Source organism: Hymenobacter arcticus, from assembly GCF_054779975.1.
In genome coordinates, this window is record NZ_BAAGXF010000023.1 from 19,054 (window position 1) to 41,935 (window position 22,882).

General features: G+C 61.7%; 20 protein-coding genes. 11 read left to right on the forward strand and 9 right to left on the reverse strand.

Features of this window, described 5'->3' with window-relative positions; all coding sequences use genetic code 11:
* Nucleotides 1-20: 20 nt before the first annotated feature.
* Nucleotides 21-1,430, forward strand: a complete 1,410-nt coding sequence (gene ftsA, locus ACYVGC_RS23200; protein ID WP_460586227.1) for a cell division protein FtsA — start codon at nt 21-23, stop codon at nt 1,428-1,430.
* 95 nt (nt 1,431-1,525) lie between these two features.
* On the forward strand, nt 1,526-3,037 hold the full coding sequence (ftsZ, locus tag ACYVGC_RS23205; RefSeq protein WP_460586228.1) for a cell division protein FtsZ: 1,512 nt from the start codon (nt 1,526-1,528) through the stop codon (nt 3,035-3,037).
* Nucleotides 3,038-3,206: 169 nt separating this feature from the next.
* Here the strand turns inward: ftsZ and ACYVGC_RS23210 are convergent, their stop codons facing one another.
* The 3 genes from ACYVGC_RS23210 to ACYVGC_RS23220 are packed head-to-tail and all read right to left on the reverse strand — an operon-like array spanning nt 3,207 to nt 6,250.
* Nucleotides 3,207-4,325, reverse strand: coding sequence for a cytochrome-c peroxidase (locus ACYVGC_RS23210; RefSeq protein ID WP_460586229.1), 1,119 nt, complete (start codon nt 4,323-4,325; stop codon nt 3,207-3,209).
* A gap of 22 nt (nt 4,326-4,347) precedes the next feature.
* Nucleotides 4,348-5,478 carry a cytochrome-c peroxidase gene (locus ACYVGC_RS23215; protein ID WP_460586230.1) on the reverse strand — a complete coding sequence of 377 codons (1,131 nt, stop codon included), beginning with the start codon at nt 5,476-5,478 and terminating at the stop codon, nt 4,348-4,350.
* A gap of 7 nt (nt 5,479-5,485) precedes the next feature.
* Nucleotides 5,486-6,250 carry an MbnP family protein gene (locus tag ACYVGC_RS23220; protein WP_460586231.1) on the reverse strand — a complete coding sequence of 255 codons (765 nt, stop codon included), beginning with the start codon at nt 6,248-6,250 and terminating at the stop codon, nt 5,486-5,488.
* Between the two features lie 280 nt (nt 6,251-6,530).
* Between ACYVGC_RS23220 and ACYVGC_RS23225 the strand changes: the two genes are divergently transcribed.
* The 3 genes from ACYVGC_RS23225 (at nt 6,531) to ACYVGC_RS23235 (ending at nt 11,087) form a co-directional block, all read left to right on the forward strand.
* On the forward strand, nt 6,531-6,902 hold the full coding sequence (locus tag ACYVGC_RS23225) for a hypothetical protein (RefSeq protein ID WP_460586232.1): 372 nt from the start codon (nt 6,531-6,533) through the stop codon (nt 6,900-6,902).
* Nucleotides 6,903-7,019: 117 nt separating this feature from the next.
* Nucleotides 7,020-9,359 (forward strand): TonB-dependent receptor domain-containing protein, encoded by a 2,340-nt coding sequence (locus ACYVGC_RS23230; protein ID WP_460586233.1) that lies wholly within the window; start codon nt 7,020-7,022, stop codon nt 9,357-9,359.
* Between the two features lie 105 nt (nt 9,360-9,464).
* Entirely contained in the window at nt 9,465-11,087 is a 1,623-nt protein-coding gene (locus tag ACYVGC_RS23235; RefSeq protein ID WP_460586234.1) for a PepSY domain-containing protein, read from the forward strand.
* A 177-nt stretch (nt 11,088-11,264) separates the two neighbouring features.
* Here the strand turns inward: ACYVGC_RS23235 and ACYVGC_RS23240 are convergent, their stop codons facing one another.
* The 4 genes from ACYVGC_RS23240 to ACYVGC_RS23255 form a co-directional block, all read right to left on the reverse strand.
* Nucleotides 11,265-11,792 (reverse strand): NADPH-dependent FMN reductase, encoded by a 528-nt coding sequence (locus ACYVGC_RS23240; RefSeq protein ID WP_460586235.1) that lies wholly within the window; start codon nt 11,790-11,792, stop codon nt 11,265-11,267.
* A gap of 158 nt (nt 11,793-11,950) precedes the next feature.
* A complete protein-coding gene (locus tag ACYVGC_RS23245) occupies nt 11,951-12,742 on the reverse strand; it encodes an SDR family oxidoreductase (protein WP_460586236.1) in 792 nt (263 codons plus the stop codon).
* Between the two features lie 8 nt (nt 12,743-12,750).
* On the reverse strand, nt 12,751-13,134 hold the full coding sequence (locus tag ACYVGC_RS23250; RefSeq protein WP_460586237.1) for a cupin domain-containing protein: 384 nt from the start codon (nt 13,132-13,134) through the stop codon (nt 12,751-12,753).
* Between the two features lie 42 nt (nt 13,135-13,176).
* Nucleotides 13,177-13,785, reverse strand: coding sequence for a pentapeptide repeat-containing protein (locus ACYVGC_RS23255; RefSeq protein ID WP_460586238.1), 609 nt, complete (start codon nt 13,783-13,785; stop codon nt 13,177-13,179).
* A 132-nt stretch (nt 13,786-13,917) separates the two neighbouring features.
* On the opposite strand from ACYVGC_RS23255, the gene ACYVGC_RS23260 reads away from it, so the two are divergent.
* Nucleotides 13,918-14,334 (forward strand): hypothetical protein, encoded by a 417-nt coding sequence (locus tag ACYVGC_RS23260; RefSeq protein WP_460586239.1) that lies wholly within the window; start codon nt 13,918-13,920, stop codon nt 14,332-14,334.
* A gap of 86 nt (nt 14,335-14,420) precedes the next feature.
* On the opposite strand, the gene lysA is transcribed toward ACYVGC_RS23260, so the two are convergent.
* Nucleotides 14,421-15,626 (reverse strand): diaminopimelate decarboxylase family protein, encoded by a 1,206-nt coding sequence (lysA, locus tag ACYVGC_RS23265; protein WP_460586240.1) that lies wholly within the window; start codon nt 15,624-15,626, stop codon nt 14,421-14,423.
* A gap of 141 nt (nt 15,627-15,767) precedes the next feature.
* On the opposite strand from lysA, the gene ACYVGC_RS23270 reads away from it, so the two are divergent.
* Together ACYVGC_RS23270 and ACYVGC_RS23275 are read left to right on the forward strand one after the other, a co-directional pair.
* Nucleotides 15,768-16,289 (forward strand): DinB family protein, encoded by a 522-nt coding sequence (locus ACYVGC_RS23270; protein ID WP_460586241.1) that lies wholly within the window; start codon nt 15,768-15,770, stop codon nt 16,287-16,289.
* Nucleotides 16,290-16,577: 288 nt separating this feature from the next.
* Nucleotides 16,578-17,600: a N(4)-(beta-N-acetylglucosaminyl)-L-asparaginase gene (locus tag ACYVGC_RS23275; protein WP_460586242.1), complete on the forward strand. Its 1,023-nt coding sequence runs from the start codon at nt 16,578-16,580 to the stop codon at nt 17,598-17,600.
* 158 nt (nt 17,601-17,758) lie between these two features.
* Here the strand turns inward: ACYVGC_RS23275 and ACYVGC_RS23280 are convergent, their stop codons facing one another.
* Nucleotides 17,759-18,835, reverse strand: coding sequence for an NADH:flavin oxidoreductase/NADH oxidase (locus tag ACYVGC_RS23280; protein WP_460586243.1), 1,077 nt, complete (start codon nt 18,833-18,835; stop codon nt 17,759-17,761).
* A 213-nt stretch (nt 18,836-19,048) separates the two neighbouring features.
* Here ACYVGC_RS23280 and ACYVGC_RS23285 point away from each other — a divergent pair, with 213 nt between their 5' ends.
* From ACYVGC_RS23285 to ACYVGC_RS23295, 3 genes are all read left to right on the forward strand, one after another.
* Nucleotides 19,049-20,398 carry a Gfo/Idh/MocA family protein gene (locus ACYVGC_RS23285; RefSeq protein WP_460586244.1) on the forward strand — a complete coding sequence of 450 codons (1,350 nt, stop codon included), beginning with the start codon at nt 19,049-19,051 and terminating at the stop codon, nt 20,396-20,398.
* Nucleotides 20,399-20,607: 209 nt separating this feature from the next.
* The gene (locus ACYVGC_RS23290; protein ID WP_460586245.1) at nt 20,608-21,903 is read left to right on the forward strand and encodes a glycoside hydrolase family 2 TIM barrel-domain containing protein; all 1,296 of its coding nucleotides are present in this window, start codon (nt 20,608-20,610) and stop codon (nt 21,901-21,903) included.
* Nucleotides 21,904-21,930: 27 nt separating this feature from the next.
* Entirely contained in the window at nt 21,931-22,782 is an 852-nt protein-coding gene (locus ACYVGC_RS23295; protein ID WP_460586246.1) for a pirin family protein, read from the forward strand.
* Nucleotides 22,783-22,882: the final 100 nt, after the last annotated feature.

The window sequence follows — 22,882 nt, forward strand, 5'->3', positions numbered from 1 at the left end:
TCACTGCCTACCTCCTTCCTATGCAACAAGATAAAATCGTCGTCGGGCTCGACATTGGTACCACGAAAATCTGCGCCCTGGTAGGCCGTAAGAATGAGTACGGCAAGCTCGAGATTTTGGGCATGGGCAAGGCCGTATCCGATGGGGTGCAGCGCGGCATTGTGCTCAATATTGACAAGACTGTTGACGCCATCAAGCGTGCCATCCGGCAGGCCGAGGAGCAGTCGGGCATTGATATTGGGGTGGTAAACGTGGGCATTGCGGGGCAGCACATCAAGTCGCTGCAACATAATGGCTCCATCACGCGCCCCAGCAGCGACAACGAGATTACCCAGGACGACGTGAACCGCCTCACCGCGGATATGTACCGGTTGGTGACCCCGCCCGGCTCGCAGATTATCCACGTGATGCCGCAGGATTACAAAGTTGACTTTGAAGGTGGCGTAACCGACCCCATTGGCATGGCCGGTGTGCGGCTGGAAGGTAACTTCCACATTATCACCGCGCAAAGCGCGGCTATCAACAACATCAACAAGTGTGTAACCAAGGCGGGGCTGGCCATTGCTGACCTCATTCTGGAGCCGCTGGCGTCGAGCGTATCGGTGCTGAGCGACGAGGAGAAGGAAGCCGGGGTGGCCCTGATTGACATTGGCGGCGGCACTACCGACCTGGCGGTGTTCAAGGATGGCATTATTCGCCACGCGGCGGTGCTGCCGTTTGGCGGCAACATCATCACCCAAGATATCAAGCAGGGCTGCAACGTGACGCCCAACCAGGCCGAGCAGCTGAAGGTGAAGTTTGGCAAAGCTATTGCCGAGGAAGCCAGCGACTACGAAATTGTGAGCATCCCGGGCCTGCCCAACCGCCCGCCCAAAGAGGTGTCGCTCAAGAACTTGGCGTATATCATCGAGGCCCGCATGTCGGAGATTATCGAGTTGGTGTATGCCGAAATATATCGCATGGGTTTGCAGGACCAGCTTTCGGCCGGCATCGTGCTGACCGGCGGCGGCTCGCAGCTCCAAAACCTGGAGCAGCTGACCGAGTACCTCACCGGCCTCGACACGCGCATCGGCTACCCCAACCAACACCTGGGCAAAAGCAAAATTGAAGCCGTGAAGTCGCCGATGCACGCCACTGGCGTGGGCCTCGTGCTAGCTGGCTACCAGGGTCAGGATGAGCGCATTGCCCGTCCTGGTTACGGTGAGGAAGAGGTTTCGGCCTATAATTACCAGCCGGTGGCCCCGGTGGCTGCGCCCGTAGTGCCCAGCTTTGCCCCGCCGGCCCCCGCCGCGGCCCCGGTAGCTCCCGCTGCTGCTACTCCCGAGCCGCCCAAGCCGGCCAAGGAGCAGAAGGGCCTCAAGTTTTTGGGTGACATCACCCGCAAGCTAAAGGGTATTCTAATTGACGATTTTGACGATAAGCAATATTAATCAATGAGCGGATGAGTGAATGAGTGACTGAGTGAATGGCCTAGCTGCCTGCTCAATCACTCATTCACTCAATCACTCAATCACTCATTGAAACTATGAATTTTACCTTCGACATTCCTGCCCAGAGCCGCTCCATCATTAAGGTGATTGGGGTAGGAGGCGGGGGCTCCAATGCCGTGAAGCACATGCATAAGCAGGGCATCAAGGACGTGGAGTTTATTATCTGCAACACTGACCGGCAGGCCCTGGAAAGCTCCACGGTGCCGAACAAGCTCCAGATTGGCGTGGACCTCACCGAGGGCCTCGGTGCGGGCGCCAAGCCCGAGCGTGGGCGCCAGGCAGCTCTAGAAAGCCGCGAGCAAATCCGCGAGTTGCTGAGCAACGGCACCAAAATGCTATTTATTACGGCGGGCATGGGCGGCGGCACGGGCACGGGCGCAGCCCCGGTTATTGCGCAAGTGGCGCAGGAGTTGAATATCTTGACGGTGGGCATCGTGACGGCTCCTTTCCTGTTTGAGGGTAAGAAGAAGCGCGACCAGGCCGAGCAGGGCATCAAGGAGCTGAGCGAGCACTGCGATACGGTGCTGGTGATTCTCAACGATAAGCTGCGTCAGCTTTACGGCAACCTCACGATGGGCCAGGCATTTGCCAAAGCCGATACGGTGTTGACGACGGCGGCCAAGTCAATTGCCGAAATCATCACGGTAACCAGCGATGTGAACGTGGACTTCGAGGACGTGAAAACGGTGATGAAGGACTCGGGGGCGGCCGTAATGGGCAGCTCCATCACGGAAGGGGAAAACCGCGCCCGCCGCGCCGCCGAGGAGGCCCTGAACTCGCCGCTGCTCAACAACACCGACATCAAGGGTGCACAGCGCATTCTGCTCAGCATTATGTCGGGCGACCAAGCCGAGCTGGAAATGGATGAGCTGTCGGAAATCACCGAGTACATTCAGGACAAGGCAGGTGAGGACGCCGAAATGATTTTTGGCCACGGCACCGACGACACGCTGGGCCAGAGCATTCGCGTGACGGTTATTGCCACCGGCTTTGCCCGCGAGGCGCACACCATTTCGACCAGTACCCGGCCCACCGAAGCAACCCCTGAGCCAGTGGCCGCGGCTCCGGCAGCAGAGGCTTACGAGAAGGACCGGCCCATGCATTCTGCCACGGCAGCACCCATGGTGCCGAAATTCACCACGCCCGAGCCCGCCCGCGTTACCTACGAGCTCAACGGCCCTAACTCGCCCAACGCCCAAACCGGGCTCTCGGGTGCGCCCATCACTGCGCCCGGCGACCCCGTGCTGTTATCGAGCCAAGGCCAGGGTCAGAATCCGGCGCAGCCGGGCCAGCCCGCTCCGCGCCCACGCCCCGCCATCTTGGAGGCCCAGGCCGAAGAGCGTCGCCGCCGCTTGCAGCAGCTCAGCCAAAACCAGGGCTTGTCGCCGGAAGCTACCACGCACCTCGATACGCCCGCTTACCTACGCCGTGGCCAAAAGCTAGAGCCAGTAACGCCCAGCAGTGCCCAAAACATCTCGCGCTTCAACCTCAGCGACGATAATGAGCTGCTGGGCGATAACCGCTTCCTACACGATAATGTCGACTAAAATCGCAGATTAAGCGGATTTCGCTGATTCGAACGTCTTTTTTACGAAAGCAAAAGGCTACTCTTCGGAGTGGCCTTTTTTATAGCTGATAATTTATCCTTCACGCAAGCAGTATTCTAGTTGGCGCATTTCGAATCAGTGAAATCCGCTCAATCTGCAAAATCTGCGATTATGGGGCGGCGAATCGTTTATCGGTGATAAAGGTGGAGTCGGTTAGGGTTTTGAGGAAGGCGAGCACTTGGCGCTTTTCGGTGGCCGTGAGGTCCATGTGGGTGCCGAAGGGCGGGTTGTTGAGGCCTTGAATAAGGTTGTTATCGAGGCCGGGGCTGGCCATCTGTACGTGCTCGGAGTAATGGTCCAGCACCTCCTCCAGGGTTTTGAAACGGCCGTCGTGCATGTAGGGGGCCGTGAGGGTGATGTTGCGCAGGGTGGGGGCGATGAACTTACCCTGGTCCACGGCCAGCTTGGTGATGCCACCCCGGCCGGGGTCGGCAAAGGTGAGGTCGAGGCCGTTGTTGAAAAACCGGCCCTCGTAGTTCGACGACATCAGCGGCTGGGTGTGGCAGTGAAAGCACTCGGCCCCGCGCACCACGCCGGGCGCAATGTGCGTGGAGTAAAGCCGTAAGCCCGTTACTTCATCGGCCGTAAAGCCCTGGCGGGTAGCCATATACTTATCGTAGCGCGAATTACCCGAAATGAGCGTGCGCTCAAACTGCGCCAGGGCCTTAAGGGTTAGCTCGTTGGTAATCGTTTTGGTACCAAACGCAGCCTGGAAGAGCGCCGGGTAGGTGCTGCTAGCCTGCAACTTAGCCACGCCTACCGTGAGCGACTGGTGCAGCTCAATGGGGTTTTCGAGGGGCTTGAGGGCCTGGGCTTCGAGGGTGGTGAAGGCGCCGTCCCAGGTGAGCTGGGTGCTCCAGAGCACGTTGGCCAGCGACATGGTGCCGCGCGGGTTGGCCACGCCATCGACGCCCACAGCCAGCGCCCGGCCGTCGGTAAATGCCTTGCTTTGCTGGTGGCACGAGCCGCAGTTCATGGTGCCGGTGCTGGACAGCGCCTTTTCGTAGAACAGCTGGCGGCCCAGCGCCACGCCTTCGTTGGTGAGCGGGTTATCGGCTGGGATAACGGGCGTGGGGAAACCCGCCGGCACCACTAGTTGGTAGGCCGTGGGCGCGGTGGGCGTGGGCTCTACCGACGGCTCACTACCCTTGCCGCAGCTGCTGAGGCCCAGCAAGGCGCTGGCTGCCAGCAGCAAAGGGGCCCAAAACCGAGTAGTAAACAGCGCCATAGTAAAGAGTTAGAAAGCGGAGTTAGCGGCCAAAAGGTACGGCGGCCACCGCAGCCCCAACGCGCGAAGCAGCCGGCTTGGTTTCCAGCTTGGGGTCGGCCAGGCGCTTATCGGTTAAAAAGATATTGTCGGTGAGCGTATTCAAAAAGGCTAGTAAATCAGCCTGTTGCGTCTTATTGAGCGCAATGCCCAGGCGGCTGCCCGGCCGGCGCAGCACCGGGTCGAGGGTGCGCGAGGGCTGCACGCCGTGGGCGTAGTGGGCCAGCACCTGGGGCAGCGTGGCAAAGCGGCCATCGTGCATGTAGGGCGCGGTGCGAGCCACGTTGCGCAGGCTGGGCACGGCAAACCGGCCCGCATCGGTGGGCCGCAGCGTGATGTGCGCCCGACCCGAATCGACGGAAAAAGCTCTATCTAACCCATTGTTGCGAAAGGAGTTGTCGCTAAATAACTCGCCGGTGTGGCAATTGCCGCACTTAGCCGTAAACAGCGCGTGGCCGCGCAGTTCGGTAGGGGTGAGCGTGCCGCCCGCCTCGTGGCGCACGTACTGGTCGTAGCGCGAGTCGGCCGACGTGAGGGCCGCCGTGAACTGCGCCAGCGCCCGCAGAAACTGCGGCGTATCAATGGTGCCGGGTCCATAAATAGCCGCGAAGCGCTGGCGGTAGGCAGGGTTAGCGTTGAGCTTGGCCAAGGCGGTGGCCAGGGGCGTGTTCATCTCGGCCGGGCTGGTGAGGGGGGCCAGGGCCTGTAATTCGAGGCCGTGCACGCCACCGTCGGCCATGAAGCTGGTGCGCCAACGTAGGTTTTGCAGGGTGGGAGCGTTGCGCGGGCTGCGGCGGCCGGCCACGCCAATGGCCAGCGCTTGGCCGTCGGTGAAGGCCCGGCTTTGCTGGTGGCACGAGCCACACGACACGGTGCCGCTGCTCGACAGGCGCGGGTCGTAGAACAGGGCCCGGCCCAGCTCGAAGGTGGCGCGGTCGGGCTGGTTCTTGGCCAGCGCGTAGGTCATGGCCGGGAAGTTGGCGGGCTGCGTGGCCCCCGGCACGGCGGTGGCCGCGGCCGACCGCGGCGCGCCATAGCTACCGGCCGCCAGCACGGCTCCCAGCCCCAGCAGCCCCAGCCAGGGCCCCGCCGATTTCCAACGCCCGGTTCGCACGGCCGCGCTAGTTGACCTGTGTTTTAGTAACAGTGAACATGCCGGCGGCGTAGTTTTTGGCTACCTGCATGGCTTCGGCGCCGGGCATCATGCCGTTCGAGAACGTGCTGAGCGTAATGTGGTTAACTCCGTCGAACATCTTCAGTACGTTGGCATTGACGAAGAGCGTGGCGGTGTGCGCACCGCTCACGGTGAGTACGTTGCTACCCAGCGCCGGCGCGGCCGTGACAATGGCATTGTTGGGCTCGGTGTAGCCGCCGATGTGGCAGGTGATGGGCCGCGCGGGGCTGGCGGAGGTCACGGTGCCCTCCATCTTCATGAAAATGTGGCCCGTGGCCCAGGCCCACCACATGCTGTTGGCGGGGTTGAGCGCGCCGGTTAGCGTGAGTGGGTCGGCCTGGGTGGTGACCGCGTCTACGCCCACCACGAAGCTCACGCCGGTGTAAGTGCCGGCGGGTACGCCCGTTACGGCCAGGTGCTGGGAGGCAGGCTGGGCCTGGTCAACGAGGAAATACGTGTTGGGCGCGGCGTATACGGTGCCGTCGCTCTTCGTGAATTTCAGGTTGGAAACGTAGTACTTGAGTGTGGTAACAGTAAACGTTTCGCCTGCTGGGGTGGTGTAGGTGGTACCGTCAAGCGCCAATGCTTTAGTGCCCACTACGTTGGCAATCTGTAAATCGACCTCGCCGGGCATGGTAGAGGGCGTGTCGCTGTCTTTTTTGCAGCCGACAAAAACGGCCGCCGAAGCCACGAACAGTAGGCTGCAAAGCATAGTAAACGAGCGGGTTCTCATCGAAATAGTAAAAAATGCCAAGAGGAGCAGGGCGAAGGAAAGTGGGCCTGCTAGCACACGCAGCGCGGCCGAAAAGTTCGGCCGCGGCGGGGCAGCTAAGTACCTACGCAGGGTAGGTTAAAGGTAGCAGATTTACAGAGGCTAAGCTAGCGCTGCCACTTGTGAAGCGCGTGAAGAAACTGCCAATAAACTGCCAAAAGAGCCGGATAATCGACAGGTGCTCGTATTTTTGCCGCCGGTTCACCCTGTTTATTTTCTGTTGAAATCCTGTTTTGCCTACTTGCTCGCGGCCCTGGTGCTGCTGCAAACCTTCAGCCGCGAGCTGCTGGTGGTGGATTTCGCGTTGAACCAAGCCACCATTACGGCGCGCTTTTGCGTGAATAAGGCCCGGCCAATGCTGCACTGCAACGGCAAATGCTACTTCGCCAAAAAGCTGAAGCAGCAGGAGGAGCGCGAAAGCCGCTCGGCCGGCCCGCTAAAGGAGCGCCTCGAAATGCTGCCACCCGCCTTCGCGGCTTGGCACCCGCAGGCTGTGCGCCCCGTGGCGCGGGTGGCGGCGCGCTACCGCCGCCTCGTGCCAGGCACCTACGCCGCCCCGCTGGGCACCGTGTTCCGCCCCCCGCTGGGCTAAAAACCAACCTTCGATTGGGGAGTTGCCGGCCGGCCGTGGCCCGGATGCCGCTTGGCGCGTATTCCGGCTTGCTGGGCCTTGCCCCCTTGGTTTGTTTATAGCCTGATTATCAAGGGAATGAAAGCTGTTTTTATGACTGCCGGGCTGGCTGTTGCCAGCCTGAGCTGCGCCGTTGCGCAGCAAACTACCTTACGCGGCACCGTGCTCGATGCGCAGTCGCAACAGCCGCTACCGGGCGTGACGGTGCTGCTGCCCGGCAGCAGCCTGGGCACCACTACCGATGCCGGCGGCCATTTTACACTGCCCGCACCGGTCGATGCGCGGGAGGTAACTATCTCATTCATTGGGTATAATGCTCAGCAGGTGCGCGTGCCTGCCCACGGCCAGGCCCTTACCGTGCGGCTTGAAGCCGCGCCGGTGAGCTTGCAAGGCGTGGTGGTGTCGGCGAGCCGCGAGCAGGAAAAGCGTACTGAAGCGCCGGTGGCCATCAGCCAGCTCTCGCCGCAGCTCCTGGCCGATACCAAGGCTACCGCGCCCTACCAGCTGCTCAACAAGGTGGCGGGCGTGTACATGGTGAACCTCGGCAATGAGCAGCATATGATGGCTATCCGCCAGCCCATTAGCACCAACTCGGTGTACCTGTACCTGGAAGATGGCCTGCCGATTCGGCCCATTGGGATTTTCAACCACAACGCGCTGTATGAGATAAACCAGGCCGGCGTGCGCAGCATAGAGGTGGTGAAAGGGCCGGCCTCGTCGCTCTACGGCTCCAATGCCATTGGCGGGGCGGTGAATTTTTTGACCCAGCGCCCCACGCCGCTGCCCACGGCGGGCGTGTCGGTGCAGGGCGACGGCTTTGGCTACCGGCGCGTGGATGCCAGCGCCAGCGGCACGGCCGGCCGGCTGGGTTTGTACGTGGGCGGCTACGCGGCCCGGCAGCGCAACAGCTGGCAAGACTACACGGATTTCGATAAGCAGTCGTGGACGGCGCGGGCCGACTACCGGTTTAGTGCTAAAACGCGGCTAGTGGGTATGGGCACCTACAACTACCTCAACACCCAAACGCCGGGCACCCTGGACAGCGCGCATTTTTATAGCCGCCGCTACCAGAGCAACAACCGCTTCACCAACCGCGTGGTCACGGCCGTGCGGGCCAGCCTGCGCCTGGAGCACGACTGGAACGCGCGCCAGCAAACGGCGTTTACGGCGTTTACGCGCTATAACTCGACCGGGCAGCTGCCGAGCTACTTCATTGCCGATGTGCGTGCCAATGGCGTATATCAAAGCTCTAATGGCCAGGTAAATAACCAGTCGTTTCATAGCTACGGAGCCCTAGCGCAGCACCGCCTCGACCTGGGCTTTCTGAACTCGCGGCTCATCGTGGGCGGGTATTTTGATTATAGCCCGAGCACGTACTACGCCCGCTACCTAACCATTGACAAGGACGTGGCCAACAACTTCTACACGGGCTACACCGATACCGGCCGCTACCTCGACGACTACCAGATTGACCTCTTTAACACGGCGGCCTACGCCCAGTATGAGGTGCAGGCTACCGAGGCGCTGCGCGTGGTAGGCGGCCTGCGCTACGACCGGGTGCAGTACAATTTCATCAACAACCTGAGCGGCGCGCAAACGTCTAAAAAAGCGGCCCAGAACAATACGTATAACATCGTGGCCCCCAAGCTGGGGCTCACCTATGCCCTGGGGCCGGCGCAGGGCCTGTACGCCAACTTCAGCACGGGTTTTCAGCCGCCCGAAACGGGTAGCCTCTATAGCTCACGCCAGACTATTGAGCTCAAGCAGGCCAACTTCAACAATTACGAGGCCGGTGGCTGGGTGGCGCTGTTTGAGCGCAAGGTGTATATCGACCTGAGTGCGTATGTGTTAGAGGGCCGCAACGAGATTGTGAGCCTCTTGCAGCCCGACAACACCACCCAGAGCGAAAACGTGGGCGCGACCCGCCACCAGGGCATCGAATATACGCTGACTTACGCGCCGGTGTCGGAGGTGAATTTTCGCTTCAGCGGTACCAACGTGCGGCATACCTACCTGGAATACAGCGAAGTAGTGCAGGGCAAAAACCGCGACTACGCCGGTAACCGCATGGTGAGCGCGCCCACCTGGATTGCCAATGCGGAGGTGTTTTACAAGCCGCGCTTCGTGCCCGGGGCCCGGCTGGGGCTGGAGTACCAGCGCATTGGCCAGTACTTCACCAACACGGCCAATACCAAGACCTATGCTGGCTACAACCTGCTGAACCTGCGCCTGGGCTACCGCCTGCCGCAGCCCGCCGTGCGCGGCCTCGAAGTGTGGATGAACGTGGTGAACCTTAGTAATGAGCTGTATGCCAGCTTGGTAACCAGCAACCAGTACGGCACCACCTACCAGGCCGCCGCGCCCCGCACCGTCACGCTAGGCTTGGGCTACACGTTTGCCGGCAAGGCCCGGGAGTAGAAGTAGCGTGGACTCTGCGAGTCCGCGCGTTGCGCCGTTGCCCTGCCTTATAACCCAATGCTCCCACGCGCGGACTCGCAGAGTCCACGCTACAATCTTTCCTTTATGCAAACCACTTCTTTGCCGCCCCGCGCGGCGGCCTCGCCCGTGCGGCGTTTTGTGGGCCGCACTATGTATCGCTGGCACCGCACGCTGGGCCTGGTCACGCTGCTGCCCGTTATCATGTGGACGCTCAGCGGGCTCTCGCACCCGTTGATGTCCAACTGGTTGCGCCCGGCCATTGCCCACGAAACCGTGCCCGCGCCGCCGCTGCTGCCCAGTGAACTGGCCGTGCCGCTGACGCAGGTGCTCACCCAGAACCACCTGGCAGCCATCCAAAACCTGCGCGTGGTGCAGCTGCACCACCAGCCCACGTACCAGCTCACCGACTTTCGGGGGCGGCTACGCTACTTCCTGGCCGCCACTGGCCAGGAAGTGCCCGGCGGCGACCGCGCCTATGCCGAAGACGTGGCCCGCTACCTGCTGGCCGATTCGACCAGCGCCGTGGCCAGCGCCGAGCGCCTGACGCACTATACCGGTGATTATAAGTTTATTAACCGCCTGCTGCCCGTCTGGAAAATCACCTTGGCCCGGCCCGACGGCATGGCCGTGTACCTCGAAACCGGGCAGAGCCGGCTGGGCACGTTCAACAACCACGCCCGCGCCCGCTTCCTGTGGGTGTTTGGCATGCTGCACAACTGGGATTTTCTGGAGGTGCTGCCCCGGCCGCTGCACCTGGGTATTATGTTGGTTTTCACCACCGTTATCTGGCTGTCGGCGCTGAGCGGGCTGGTTATCTATGGCTTCGTGCGCAAGAAGCTGCGGCAGCCCCGCTCGGCGCAGGATGAGGTGGGCTGGCTGCGGCGCCGGCACCGCACGCTGGGGCTGTGGGTGGCGTTTGTCACGTGCACGTTCGCGTTCAGCGCCTCGTATCACCTCTGGCAAAAATTTGCGCCCGACCGCCGCGACTCCGTGGCGCGGGTGAGCGCCTTCGCCGCCAGCGAATTGACTTGGCCGCTGGCCGACGCTCTGGCGGGCCCCGTGCCCCCTACTCGGCTGTCGCTGGTGCGAGTAGCCGGCCAGCCCTACTACCGCCTGGTAAGAAAGGGCGCTGATGGCCAGCCAATTGTGTATTATCGCAGCACCCGTGACGGCACCCTGCTGCCCGACGGCGAAATGAGCTACGCCGCCGAGCTGGGCCAGGAATTTATGCTGGCGCTTGATGGCCAGCCAGCCACCGCCAGCGCTACCGGCGCGGCCGAAGACGGGGCCCTGCCCGACTGTTGCACCGCACCCGCCCTCACCGCCGAAGCCCCGGCGGCCATCGGTGTGCCCGCCGCAGTGGGGGGCAGCCCCGCGCCGGCCGCAGCCAGCCTGGGCAGCCCCGAGTTGGTGACCAAGTTTGCCGGCGAGTATGGCTTCGTAAACAAGCGCCTGCCCGTAGTGAAGCTCAGCTACGCCGGGGCGAGCCATCCGGCCCTGTACGTGGAGCCCGGCACCGGCCGCCTCGCCGCCTTCGTCACGGATGGCGACCGGCGCGAGGGGCTATCTTTTGCCGTGCTCCATAAGTTCTTCCTGATGGACTGGGCCGGCAAAAACGTGCGCGACGCCGTGGCCATGCTGTCGGCGCTGGGCGTGCTGGCTGTTACGCTCTACGGCTTTGGGTTGCTGCTGCGCACCCGGCGGTAGTAGTGGGTAGGAGGTAATTAGTAATCAACAAGAACGTCATGCTGAACGCAGTGAAGCATCTCGCGTAGGGTAGTAATCAATGCCGTCAAAGAATTGAATTACTGCTGCGAGCGAGATGCTTCACTGCGTTCAGCATGACGTTCTTTTTTACCCTACCCCACTTACCCATTTACCCCACTACCAATTTAGCAGCGCCTGGGCCTGCTCGCGCAGCACTTGGCGCAGCAGCGGGTCGGTTATCTGGCCTTCTTGTGAAAGGTGCTGGCTGATGTTGGGCAGGCGCACGCGCTGGGGCAACACGTTGCTACCTAGGTAGAACAGGATATCGGTGAGGTGGCTCAGGGCCAGCAGGCCGCCCTGGCCGCCGCTGCTCAGGCTCACGAGAGCCGCTTTTTTGCCGCGCAGGCCGCCGGGGTAGGGCAGCGCATCAATAAAGGCCTTGAGCGCGCCGGGGATGGAGCAATTGTACTCGGGCGCGAAGATGACGACGCGCTCCGAGTGGTCGAGTGGGGCCGCCAACTGGTTGAAAGCCGCGTGTTTGCCCGCGTTGTGGTAAAGGGCGGCGCTGAGAAAATCGACCGGCAAATCCACCAAATCCAGAAACTGGTAGGCGGCGCCCAGCTCATCGAGCAGGCTGGCGTAGAATTCGGCCACGCGCCGGGTGCGCGACTGGGGGCGGCTAGTGCCGACAAGCAGGGTAATCAAGGTAGAGAATTCGGGAAAAATAGGTCATTGCGAGCGCAACGAATAGGAGCGCGGTAATCGCCCTAGAGCGATACTAAAACAACTCAATTAGCTTGTTCTGGTTTCGTTCTGGGGCGATTGCCGCGTTGCGCTCGCAATGACAATCAATAAGAACAAGCCTAATACAGCCCCCGCAGCCAGCCGCCATCTACGGCCGTGGAGGTGCCGGTGATGTAGCTAGCCCGCTCGGAGCACAGAAACGCGGCCAGCGCCGCAAACTCGCGGGGCTCGCCCAGGCGGCGCATGGGTATCTCGCTGGTCCAGCGCTCGGTAGCCTGCTCGGGGCTAATGTTGTCGCGGGTGGCGGCGGCGCTGGCCAGGTGCTCTACGCGCTCGGTGCGGGTGTAGCCGGGCAAAATGTTGTTGACCGTGACGCCACTGGCTGCCACTTCAGTGGCCAGCGTGCGGGCCATGCCCGTGACGGCCGCCCGCAGGCTATTGGAAAGCATGAGGCCCGCTACGGGCTGCTTCACGGCGATGGAGGTGATGTTGAGGATGCGGCCCCAGCCACGCGCTTGCATGTCGGGTAGCACGGCCCGCGTCAGCTCCACTACGCTGCTGAGCAGCAGGCGGGTAGCGGCATCCCAGGCAGCGGCATCATGCTGCTCGAAGGTGCCGGCGGGCGGTCCCCCAGCATTGGTCACCAGGATATCGACCTGCCCAAATTCAGTCTGCGCGGCTTGCACCAGCCGGGCCACGTCGGCGGGGTTGGCCACGTCGGCGGCTACGCCCAGCACCCGTGCCCCGGTAGCCGCCCGAATGGCGGCGCAGGTTGCCTGCAAGGTTTCGTCGGTGCGGGCGCACAGCACTAGGCTGGCGCCTTCAGCGGCTAGCTCTTCGGCCACGGCGCGGCCCAGGCCTTTGCTGGCGGCCGTTACGAGGGCTACTTTTCCGGTTATTCCGAGGTCCATGGGTGGGGTTATTTGGGAGTGTTGCGTAGGTAGCTGTCGCTGCCATCGAGCCAATCTTGGCGGGGCGGGCTAAAAACGTCCACGTCGAGGGTGTCTTCCAGCGCCTCGGCTTTGTGCGGCAGGTTTGAGGGGATGGTCAGCACTTCACCGGCCCGCACGATTACTTCCTGGCTTTCGTCTTCGCCGAGGTGAAAGCGCAGGGCACCTTCTAAGATGTAGGTAATCTGCTCGTTATGATGCGAGTGCTTGGGTACGATGGCGCCTTTTTTGAGGTACACGTGGGCCAGCATCATCTGGTCGCCGGTGATGAGGCGGCGCGCAATGGTGTCCGACAGCTCGTCCTTGGGCATATCGTCCCAGCGGTAGTGGGTGGCGGGGGGAATCTGGTTCATGGAAAATGGGGTGGGGTGTGAGAGTGCAAAAGAACGCCCTGCTCACGCTTCCACTACGAGGCCGTACTTGTCGAGCAGGCCCGGCAGGCCGGCCAGCGCAAAGCGGGCTCCCGTCAGATTGTTGTTCTCGGGGTCGAGGCTGAAGCCGGTGGCCGTAGTGAAGTCGGCCCCGGCCAGCAGGGTGTTGTGGAAGTTGGTGCGCGTGAGGTCGCAGCCCGGGAAAGCGGCGTTGCTCAGGTCGGCATTCGTGAAATCGGCCTCGTCGAGGCTGCACTGCCCGAAGCGGGTGCCCGGCATTTTTTTGCCCCCGAAGGAGGCGTAGCGCAGCTGGCAGCCATCGAAATGCACCCCAAAGAGCATGTCGAGGCACGCCCCGAAGCTCACGCCGAGCAGCTTGCAATCGGCAAAGGCTACGTTTTGCAGGGAGGTGCCGCTGAGCTTGGTGGTGGTGAGGTTGCAGCGCTCAAACAGGCAATCCTCGAAGCGCAGGCCGGCCAGGCTGGCCTCGCTAAAGTCGCACTGCACAAAGCGAAACTGCTCAAAATCAGTACCTAAGGCTAGCAAACGAGGCGCATCGAGGCCGGTGAGTACGTGGTCGACTGGGAAATAATCGGGCTTGCGGAGGGCAGCGGGCTTGCGGCGGGGCTTCATAGGCCGCAAAGTAAACGGCGCACCGCCCTAACCCAAGGCGGCCGTTCGCAGTTTAAGGCAAGTTACCCCGGCTTCGCCCCACCCACCGGCATATTTCGGTTGGGCACGAGCTGGGCGTTTTGCTTGCGCGTTATGTCCGCTGATTCTCGCACTATCTACTTCAAAAACAGCATTGGCTGCATTTGGGAAGAGCCCCAGGCCTACCTGCGGCTCGACTACTACCCCGGCCCCCGCGAGGAGGTGCAATTCCGGTCGTTACTGACGCACGCGCGGCAGGCCATGCAGCGCCGTCGCTGGGACCGCCTGCTCATCAACCAGCACGAAATGAGCGCCTTCACGGCCGCCGAAGAAACCTGGATGACCACAGAATGGCTGCCTAAGGCTGTGCACGAAAACGGCTATCGCTACGGAGCCGTGCTGGTAGCGCACGACGTATTTGCCCGTCTCGCCATGAATAGCCTGCTGACCACCAGCCGCAAGCTGGGTCACCTCTACCGTAATTTTGAAGAGGAAACCGAAGCGGTAAGCTGGTTGCTGCAACAGGCGTAAGTTGCCTGCGTTTATAAAGTGAAAGAGGTGCTGTTCAATAAATTTAGAACAGCACCTCTTCCTTTTTGCAGCAAACCAACGGGTGGCTACACTTGCCCGGCCAGCAGGTCCTCAAAGGTTTGGCGGCGGCGGATGAGGCGGGGGGCGGCGTCGCCGTCGAGCAGCACCTCGGCGGGGCGCAGGCGCGAGTTGAACGAGCTGCTCATTTCGAAGCCATAAGCGCCGGCATTGTGGAAGGCAAGTACGTCATCCTCACGTACTTCAGGCAACAGTCGGTCCCAGGCAAAGGTGTCGGTTTCGCAGATGTTGCCCACTACCGTGTAGAGGCGCTCGGGGCCGCTGGGGTGCGAGAGGTTGCTGATGTAGTGGTACGCATCGTACATCATGGGTCGGATGAGGTGGTTGAAGCCCGAGTTGACGCCCGCAAACACCGTGGCCGTGGTGTGCTTCACCGTCGAAACTTCGACTAGCAGAAAGCCCGCCTCGCTCACCAGGTACTTGCCGGGCTCAAACCAGGCTTCGAGCGGCCGGCCGTATTCCTGCTCAAACTCGGCGAAGGCGGCCGTTACCTGCTGGCCCAGGCTGGTCATGTCGGTTTCGTAGTCGCCGGGCTTGTAGGGCACTTTGAAGCCCGAGCCCAAATCCAGAAACTCCAGCTGCGGGAAGCGCCGGGCGGCGTCGAACAGCACTTCGAGGGCCCGCAGAAATACCGCCACATCCTTTATTTCGGAGCCCGTGTGCATGTGCAGGCCGCGCACGTGCAGGCCGGTGCCCTTCACCACGCGCTCCAGGTGGCGCATTTGGTGAATGCTGATGCCAAACTTGCTGTCGATGTGGCCGGTCGAGATTTTGTAGTTGCCGCCCGCCTCAATGTGCGGGTTCAGGCGCACGCACACCGGGTAGCTGCCGCCGTACGTGGCCCCAAACTGCTCCAGCAGCGACAAGTTGTCGATGTTGAGGTTCACGCCCAACTCCTTGGCCTCAACCAACTCGCTGAACGCCACGCTATTGGGCGTAAATAGAATGTTCTCAGGCAGAAAGCCCACGTGCAAACCTAGCCGCACTTCGTTGAGGCTCACGCAGTCGAGGCCCGCGCCCTCAGCTAGCACTACCTTCAGGATGGCGACGTTGGTAAGCGCCTTGCAGGCGTAGAAAAACCGCGTGGGGTGGCCCGTAAAAGCGGTGGTAAGCTTCTGGTACTGCGCACGAATAGTATCGGCCTGGTACACGTAAAGCGGGGTGCCAAACTGCGCGGCGGCGGCCAGCAGGGCCGTAGTTGGAAGTGCAGACATAAGTACCCGCAAAAATACGTTGGCCGGCCCCGCTAGTAGCGCGGGTGCCCGAACTTTGTCCGCCGCCCTGGCCCGCGTGAGTAGTGAACGCGACTGTTTGCAACGCTCGGTGGCGCGTTACGCGTTAATTAATAATCGCTTATGTCTCAAAACTTGCCCGAAGTCTGGCTGCGTGGCCCGCTGCCCGCCGTGCCGCCGCTGCTTCAGCCGGTGGCCCACGCCCTGCTGCAAGCCCGCGAAGAAGTAACCGAGCTGCTGCACGGTTTTCCGGCGGCGCGCCTGGCCGAGCGCCCGTTGGGTTTGGCTTCGGTGGGCTTTCACCTGCGCCACCTGGCGGGCGTGCTCGACCGCACCTTCACCTACGCCCGCGGCGAGGCTCTTAGCGAAGCGCAACTCGCTTACCTGGCCGCCGAGGGCCAGCCGCCTACACATGCCGGGGCCGCGCAAGAGCTGGTGCAACTATTTGGTGAGCAAGTAGCTAAGGCTTTAGCGCAATTGGAAGCTACCCCCGAAGCCAGCCTGCCCGAGTGGCGCGGCGTGGGCCGGGCGCAGCTGCCGAGCACCGTTATGGGCCTGCTGGTGCACGCCGCCGAGCACACCACCCGCCACGTGGGGCAGCTGCTAGTAACGGTTAGACTAGTGGGCAATGAGGCCGGTGCATAGTTTTCAGGATGAATATAATTTACTGATTTGGAAGCCGGCCGTCCTTGCGAGCGCAACGCAGTGGAGCGCGGCAATCGCACCTGAACGACGATGGGCGGGTATCGTTTAGGTGCGATTGCCGCGCTCCACTGCGTTGCGCTCGCAAGGACAGGCGGGTTGCGCGAGTCCTACGAGTAAACCCAATTATGGCGACCTGGCCCACCGGCCGCCCGGGCCGGGATTCTACCTGGCAAGGCGTTATTTGGGACCTGATTTACTGACTTCACGTTTCCTTTTATATTCCTGACCATGACCACTCGTCGGAAATTTGTGACTTCCTCGGCGGCGGGGCTGGCCCTGCTGGCCGCCGGCCCGGCGAGCGCCGTAGCTACCTCGCCCCCGCCCAATGTGCGCGGCAAAGCCCTGGTTATTTCCACTTGGGATGAGGGCCTGGCCGCTAACCAAGGTGCCTGGGAAATCCTGAAAAAAGGCGGCGCGGCCCTCGACGCCGCCGAAGCCGGCGTGATGATTACCGAGTCGTCGCAAAACTGCTGCGTGGGCCTGGGCGGCAATCCCGACCGCGAGGGCATCGTCACGCTCGACGCCTGCATCATGGACCATCAGTTCAACTGCGGCAGCGTGGCGGCGCTCGAGCGCATCAAGCACCCCATTAGCGTGGCGCGGCGCATTATGGAAAAAACGCCCCACGTGATGCTCGTGGGCGAGGGTGCCCAGCAGTTTGCCGTGGCGCAGGGCTTCCCACTGGAGCCCAATCAGCTGAGCCCCGACGCCGAAAAAGCGTACCGTGAGTGGCTGAAAACCAGCACCTACAAGCCCGTCATCAATGTCGAAAACACAGGTAATAAAAAGGTAGGCCCGGTGGGCGGCCCCCAAAACCACGATACCATTGCCATGCTCGCTTTCGACGCGGCCGGCAATCTCAGCGGCAGCTGCACCACCAGCGGCATGGGCTTCAAAATGCGGGGCCGCCTGGGCGACTCGCCCATTATTGGGGCGGGCTTGTTCGTTGATAATGAAGTAGGTGCGGCCGCCGCCACCGGCCAGGGCGAAGACGTGATTCGCATGGCCGGCGCGCATACCGTGGTGGAACTTATGCGCCAGGGCTTATCGCCCACCGCCGCCTGCCGCGCCGCCGTGGAGCGGGTAGCGAAAATAAAGGGGGCCAGCGCCAAAGACATTCAGGTGTGCTTTATTGCCGTGAACAACCAGGGCCAGCACGGCGCCTTTGCTTTGCAAAAGGGATTCAGTTACGCCGTGTGCAACGCCGCCAATCAGAAGCAGCTGGTGACCAGCGAGTATTTGCTGAAGTAGCAAACAATAAGTCAGTCGGATAAAAAAGAACGTCATGCTGAACGCAGTGAAGCATCTCTACCACGCCGCTGGGGTTACTAACCTGTTGGCGTGGTAGAGATGCTTCGGCAAGCGGACGCCAGATGAGCATGACGTTCTTTTTTATCAATCCTTGCGGGCTACTTGCGCGGCTTGGCGCGCTCGTATTGCACGGGCCAGGTTACCTCGGCACCCAGCTCGTGAGCGGCGTGCAGCGCGAAATAGGGGTCGCGCAGCTCTTCGCGGGCCAGCAGCACGAGGTCGGCCTGGCCGCTGGCCACGATTTTCTCGGCCTCGGCGGGCGTGGTGATGAGGCCCACAGCGCCGGTGGGTACGTTGGCTTCGCGCTTGATGCGCTCGGCAAACTCGACTTGGTAGCCAGGGCCAACCGGGATTTTGGCGTCGCCGATGTTGCCGCCCGTCGAGCAGTCGATGAGGTCCACGCCGCGGTCGCGCAGCCAGGCGCTGAGCTGCACCGACTCGTCGGCCGACCAGCCGCCCTCGGTCCAGTCGGTGGCCGAAATGCGCACCAGTAGCGGAAAGTCGTCGGGCAGCACCTGGCGCACGGCGGCCACTACCTCCAGCAGAAGCCGGATACGGTTTTCAAACGAGCCGCCGTAGGTGTCGGTGCGCTGGTTGCTGAGCGGCGACAGAAACTCGTGCAGCAGGTAGCCGTGGGCCGCGTGCAGCTCAATTACCTTAAAGCCAGCCGCTAACGACCGCTCAGTGGCACTGCGAAAATCGGCAATTACCTTTTTGATGCCGGCCGCATCGAGCGCCACCGGCTGGGGGTAGTCGGCCGAAAACGGGAGGGCGCTGGGCGCCACTACCTGCCAGCCGCCCTCGGCCTCGGGCACCGCGCCGTGGCCTTTGCCCAGCCAGCTGGTGTAGGTGCTGGCTTTGCGGCCGGCGTGGGCCAGCTGCACGCCCGGTACGCTGCCCTGGGCTTCGATAAACTGGTTGATACGGCGCTGAAAATCAATGTGCTCGTCTTTCCAGATGCCGAGGTCTTCGGGCGTAATGCGGCCCTCGGGCGATACGGCCGTGGCTTCCTGAATGAGCAGCGCGGCCCCGCCCACGGCGCGGCTGCCCAGGTGCACCAGGTGCCAGTCGTTGGCAAAGCCGTCAACCGCGCTGTACTGGCACATGGGTGAAACAACAATACGATTTTTGAGCGTGAGGCCGCGCAGGGTAAGCGGCTCGAAAAGTGCGGACATGCGAAAGGAAATGAGCGTCGGAAAAAGAAAAATTAGCTTGCTACTGCTTGTCTATCAAGAAGTTGGTAAAACAGGTAAGCGGCTGGTAGCCAGCAATTGACTTGTGCTAAACCAGCTTATGCAGGAGAGGTTATCACCGCCGAGCTTACCCGCTACGGGGGCAACGCTAGGCCCCCCGTGGTACGTAAAGCCAGCTTTCTATCCCCCGCTACTATGTTCCACGAGATTTCCACTGCCGAAACCCTCGACCGGGTTGCGGTCGATACTGCCTGCGATGCCTCGCGCCGCCAGTTTATCAACCACGCCGGGCGTGGCCTGCTGGCCGCCGGCCTGGCCACCGCCCTGCCGCTGGCCGCCGCCGAAGCCGCCGACCTCGGCGGCTTCGATACGCCGCTCGTCACCGGCCCGCTCGACATTAAGCTGCCGCCCCTCGAAGCGCCCACCGACCCCAAGGCTGGCCCCTTCCCCAACCCCGATGCGCCCGACCAGCGCGTGGGCTACGCCATCGTAGGCCTGGGCCACCTCACGCTGGCCGAAATTCTGCCCGCGTTTGGCCAGTGCAAGCACGCCAAGGCCGTGGCCCTGGTGAGCGGCGATGCCGACAAAATGGCCAAGGCCGCCAAGCAGTACGGCATCAAAGCCAGCAGTTGCTACTCGTACCAAACCTACGATAAGCTCAAGGATAACCCGGAGGTGGAGGTGATTTACATTGTGTTGCCCAATTCGCAGCACCACGAGTTCACGCTGCGGGGCGCGAAGGCTGGTAAGCATATCCTTTGCGAAAAGCCAATGGCTAACTCGGTGAAGGAGTGCGAGGAAATGATTGCCGCCTGCAACAAGGCCGGTAAGAAGCTCATGATTGCCTATCGCATTCAGTACGAGCCGCTTAACCGCGCCGCCATGAAAATGGTGCGCGAAAAGAAATACGGCACCACCAAGCTCATCCAGATGATGAACTGCCAAAACCAGGCTCACGACCAGCAGTGGCGCCACAAAAAGGCCTTGGCCGGCGGTGGCTCGCTACCCGATGTGGGTTTGTACTGCCTCAATACCACGCGCTTTCTGCTAGGGGAGGAGCCGACCGAGGTTTCGGCCCAAATCTATAGCACGCCCGGCGACGACCGCTTCAAGGAAATCGAAGAGAATGTGAGCTTTACGCTGCGCTTCCCGAGCGGCGTTATCTCGCAGTGCATGACGGGTTACGGCTCATTCAACGCCAAGAGCTACGCCGTGCACGCCGAAGCCGGCACCATCAAAATGGACCCGGCTTTCCCCTACAAAGGCCTCAAGCAGGAACTGGTGCACGCCCCCAACGGTAAGCAAGTAACCGAAATTCCGAGCAACCCCGCCAAGCAGCATTTCGCCCTCGAAATGGACCACATGGCCGAGTGCGTGCGCGGCAACAAAACGCCCTACACGCCCGGCGAAGAAGGCTTGCAGGACCAGCGTATTATGGAGGCTATCTATCAGTCGGCCAAGGAGAACCGGCCCGTGAAGCTGACCGCCGGAGTAGGCAAAACCGACGCCTTCCGCGGCACGCCGCCCACGGAGGAAGAAGCGTAGCACCCGATTGCCTTCATCTAAAAGAACGTCATGCTCATCTGGCGTCCACGCAGTGAAGTATCTCGCTCGCATCGTTGGATTGATACCCCAGCAATGCGAGCGAGATGCTTCACTGCGTGGACGCCAGATGAGCATGACGTTCGTGTTTTAGAGGAGGAGTGAAAGCAAGTAACACTTCTACTTTTGCCCATTCTATCTCGCCCCACCCCATGCAAAACCCTTTTCCGTACTTCGTACTGCCGCTGTCCCTGGCCGTGCTCACCAGCACGCTAGCCGTGGCTAGCCCACCTGCCGGCTCCATTAAAGTGACTGTGCACCAGGCGAATGGCAGCTACGAGCTGCAGCGCGGCGGGCAGCCGTACTTTGTAAAAGGCGCGGGCGGCAGCCAGTATCCCGAGCGCATTGCGGCCTACGGCGGCAACTCCATCCGCACCTGGAGCACCAATGAGGCAGCAAGCGTATTGGCGGCTGCCAACAAGAACCACCTTACCGTGATGATGGGCCTCGACGTGGCCCGCGAGCGCCATGGCTTCGACTACAACGACCCTGTGGCCGTGGCCGCGCAGCTGCAAATAATTAAGCAAGAAGTACTGAAGTATAAAGGCGACCCGGCCGTGCTGCTCTGGGGCATCGGCAACGAATTGAACCTCGACTACACCAACCCCAAGGTGTGGGATGCCGTGAACGACATCGCCAAGATGATTCACGAAACTGACCCCGACCACCCAACTTCGACCGTGCTGGCCGGGGCCAATAAAAAGGAGGTTGAGTACGTGAAAACCCGCTGCCCGGCCGTAGATATCCTGAGTATCAACACGTATGCCGGGTTAACCACCCTGCCCCAGCAGGTGGCCGAAGCTGGCTGGACCGGCCCCTACCTCGTAGCCGAGTGGGGACCCACCGGCCACTGGGAAGGCCCCCAAACGGCCTGGAAAGCCTCCGTGGAGGAAACCAGCAGCCAGAAAGCCGCCGTGTACAAGAGCCGCTACGAGGCTTCTATCGAGAAGGACCGGGCGCACTGCCTGGGCAGCTACGTTTTTCTATGGGGTCAGAAGCAGGAGCGTACGCCCACCTGGTACGGCCTCTTCACTGAGAAAGGGGAAGAAACGGAGGTAGTGGACGTGATTCAGTATCTCTGGACCGGCCGCTATCCCCAGAATCGCGCCCCGCACATTGCCTCCTTAACCCTTGATAACAAGTCTGCTACGGTCAGCGTCACGTTGCGCCTCGGTCAGCCCTACCCGCTGGCTGCCGCCGTCACCGACCCCGAGCATGGTGCCCTCACCTACCAGTGGGAGTTGCTGCCCGAGAGCACCTACCTGAAGCAGGGTGGCGACCGCGAAAGCCGCCCCGCGCCCGTAGCCGGCAGCGTGCCGGCCGGCGCCACGGGCCAAACCACCTTCACCGCGCCCACCACGCCGGGCGCCTACCGCCTGTTTGTGTACGCCCACGATGACCACGGCAACGTAGCCACCGGCAACGTGCCGTTTCTGGTGCCGAACTAACGTCTTTCTAGTAGGTTTAAACGGTCTATGCGCACTGTCATTCAAAAGCACCGGGCCGTGAATGCCCCCATTGCCGACCTCGTTACGTACCGGGCAATCCCCACGCAATCAGTCGAGTACATCGACCCCTTTCTGTTTCTGAACCACCACGGGCCGCAGGTGTACCGGGCCAATAACCGGGGCCTGCCCTTCGGCCCGCACCCGCACCGGGGCTTCGAAACGGTCACGTTTATTCTGGAAGGCGACATCCTGCACAAGGACAGCAGCGGCCACGAGAGCGTGATAAAAGCCGGCGGCATCCAGTGGATGACGGCCGGCGCGGGCCTCATCCACGCCGAAGTGTCGTCCAACGAGTTCAAGAAAACAGGCGGCCCGCTCGAAATTCTCCAACTGTGGGTGAATTTGCCGGCGAAGTTTAAGATGACGGAGCCACGTTACATTGGCCTACAAACCAATGAGATACCCGTAGTAGAGTTAGCCGCCGGCATTACGGCGCACGCCGTATCGGGCGACTGGTCAGGTACTGCCGGGGCCATGCAGCCGCTGGCCGATGTGGCCCTGGCCTGGCTCGACCTGGCAGAGGGCGCGGTGGCCACGCTGCCCATTGCGGCCAGCCGCAGCATTCTTTTCTACGTGGTGAGCGGCAGCGTGCGCGTCAACGGCACCGAGGCCTTCGCCCGCGAGCTGGTCGAGTTCGACTATGACGGCAACGAGCTGGCTATTGAAGCCCTGACTGACAGCGTATTGTTGCTTGGTCACGCCGAGCCGTTCGGCGAGTCGGTGGTGTCGGGTGGGCCGTTTGTGATGAATACCGAAGCCGAAATTGAGCAGGCGTATGCTGACTACCAGCAGGGTAAATTTGGCACTTGGAAGGGGTAATAAAAATTGCCAGTTTAAAATTCCTGCCTACCTTGCCAGCCAATTCGACAGATACCATGTTCACCGCCCGCTACTTTTTTGGCTTCTATTATTTTACGCC

Coding starts and splice junctions, on each gene's coding strand:
- ACYVGC_RS23275 (WP_460586242.1), top strand. CDS start 16,578: ATGACCACTCGTCGGAAATTTGTGACTTCCTCGGCGGCGGGGCTGGCC.
- ACYVGC_RS23270 (WP_460586241.1), top strand. CDS start 15,768: ATGTCTCAAAACTTGCCCGAAGTCTGGCTGCGTGGCCCGCTGCCCGCC.
- ACYVGC_RS23280 (WP_460586243.1), bottom strand. CDS start 18,835: ATGTCCGCACTTTTCGAGCCGCTTACCCTGCGCGGCCTCACGCTCAAA.
- ACYVGC_RS23290 (WP_460586245.1), top strand. CDS start 20,608: ATGCAAAACCCTTTTCCGTACTTCGTACTGCCGCTGTCCCTGGCCGTG.
- ftsA (WP_460586227.1), top strand. CDS start 21: ATGCAACAAGATAAAATCGTCGTCGGGCTCGACATTGGTACCACGAAA.
- ACYVGC_RS23255 (WP_460586238.1), bottom strand. CDS start 13,785: ATGAAGCCCCGCCGCAAGCCCGCTGCCCTCCGCAAGCCCGATTATTTC.
- ACYVGC_RS23295 (WP_460586246.1), top strand. CDS start 21,931: ATGCGCACTGTCATTCAAAAGCACCGGGCCGTGAATGCCCCCATTGCC.
- ACYVGC_RS23235 (WP_460586234.1), top strand. CDS start 9,465: ATGCAAACCACTTCTTTGCCGCCCCGCGCGGCGGCCTCGCCCGTGCGG.
- ACYVGC_RS23250 (WP_460586237.1), bottom strand. CDS start 13,134: ATGAACCAGATTCCCCCCGCCACCCACTACCGCTGGGACGATATGCCC.
- ACYVGC_RS23260 (WP_460586239.1), top strand. CDS start 13,918: ATGTCCGCTGATTCTCGCACTATCTACTTCAAAAACAGCATTGGCTGC.
- ftsZ (WP_460586228.1), top strand. CDS start 1,526: ATGAATTTTACCTTCGACATTCCTGCCCAGAGCCGCTCCATCATTAAG.
- lysA (WP_460586240.1), bottom strand. CDS start 15,626: ATGTCTGCACTTCCAACTACGGCCCTGCTGGCCGCCGCCGCGCAGTTT.
- ACYVGC_RS23210 (WP_460586229.1), bottom strand. CDS start 4,325: ATGGCGCTGTTTACTACTCGGTTTTGGGCCCCTTTGCTGCTGGCAGCC.
- ACYVGC_RS23285 (WP_460586244.1), top strand. CDS start 19,049: ATGTTCCACGAGATTTCCACTGCCGAAACCCTCGACCGGGTTGCGGTC.
- ACYVGC_RS23230 (WP_460586233.1), top strand. CDS start 7,020: ATGAAAGCTGTTTTTATGACTGCCGGGCTGGCTGTTGCCAGCCTGAGC.
- ACYVGC_RS23220 (WP_460586231.1), bottom strand. CDS start 6,250: ATGCTTTGCAGCCTACTGTTCGTGGCTTCGGCGGCCGTTTTTGTCGGC.
- ACYVGC_RS23245 (WP_460586236.1), bottom strand. CDS start 12,742: ATGGACCTCGGAATAACCGGAAAAGTAGCCCTCGTAACGGCCGCCAGC.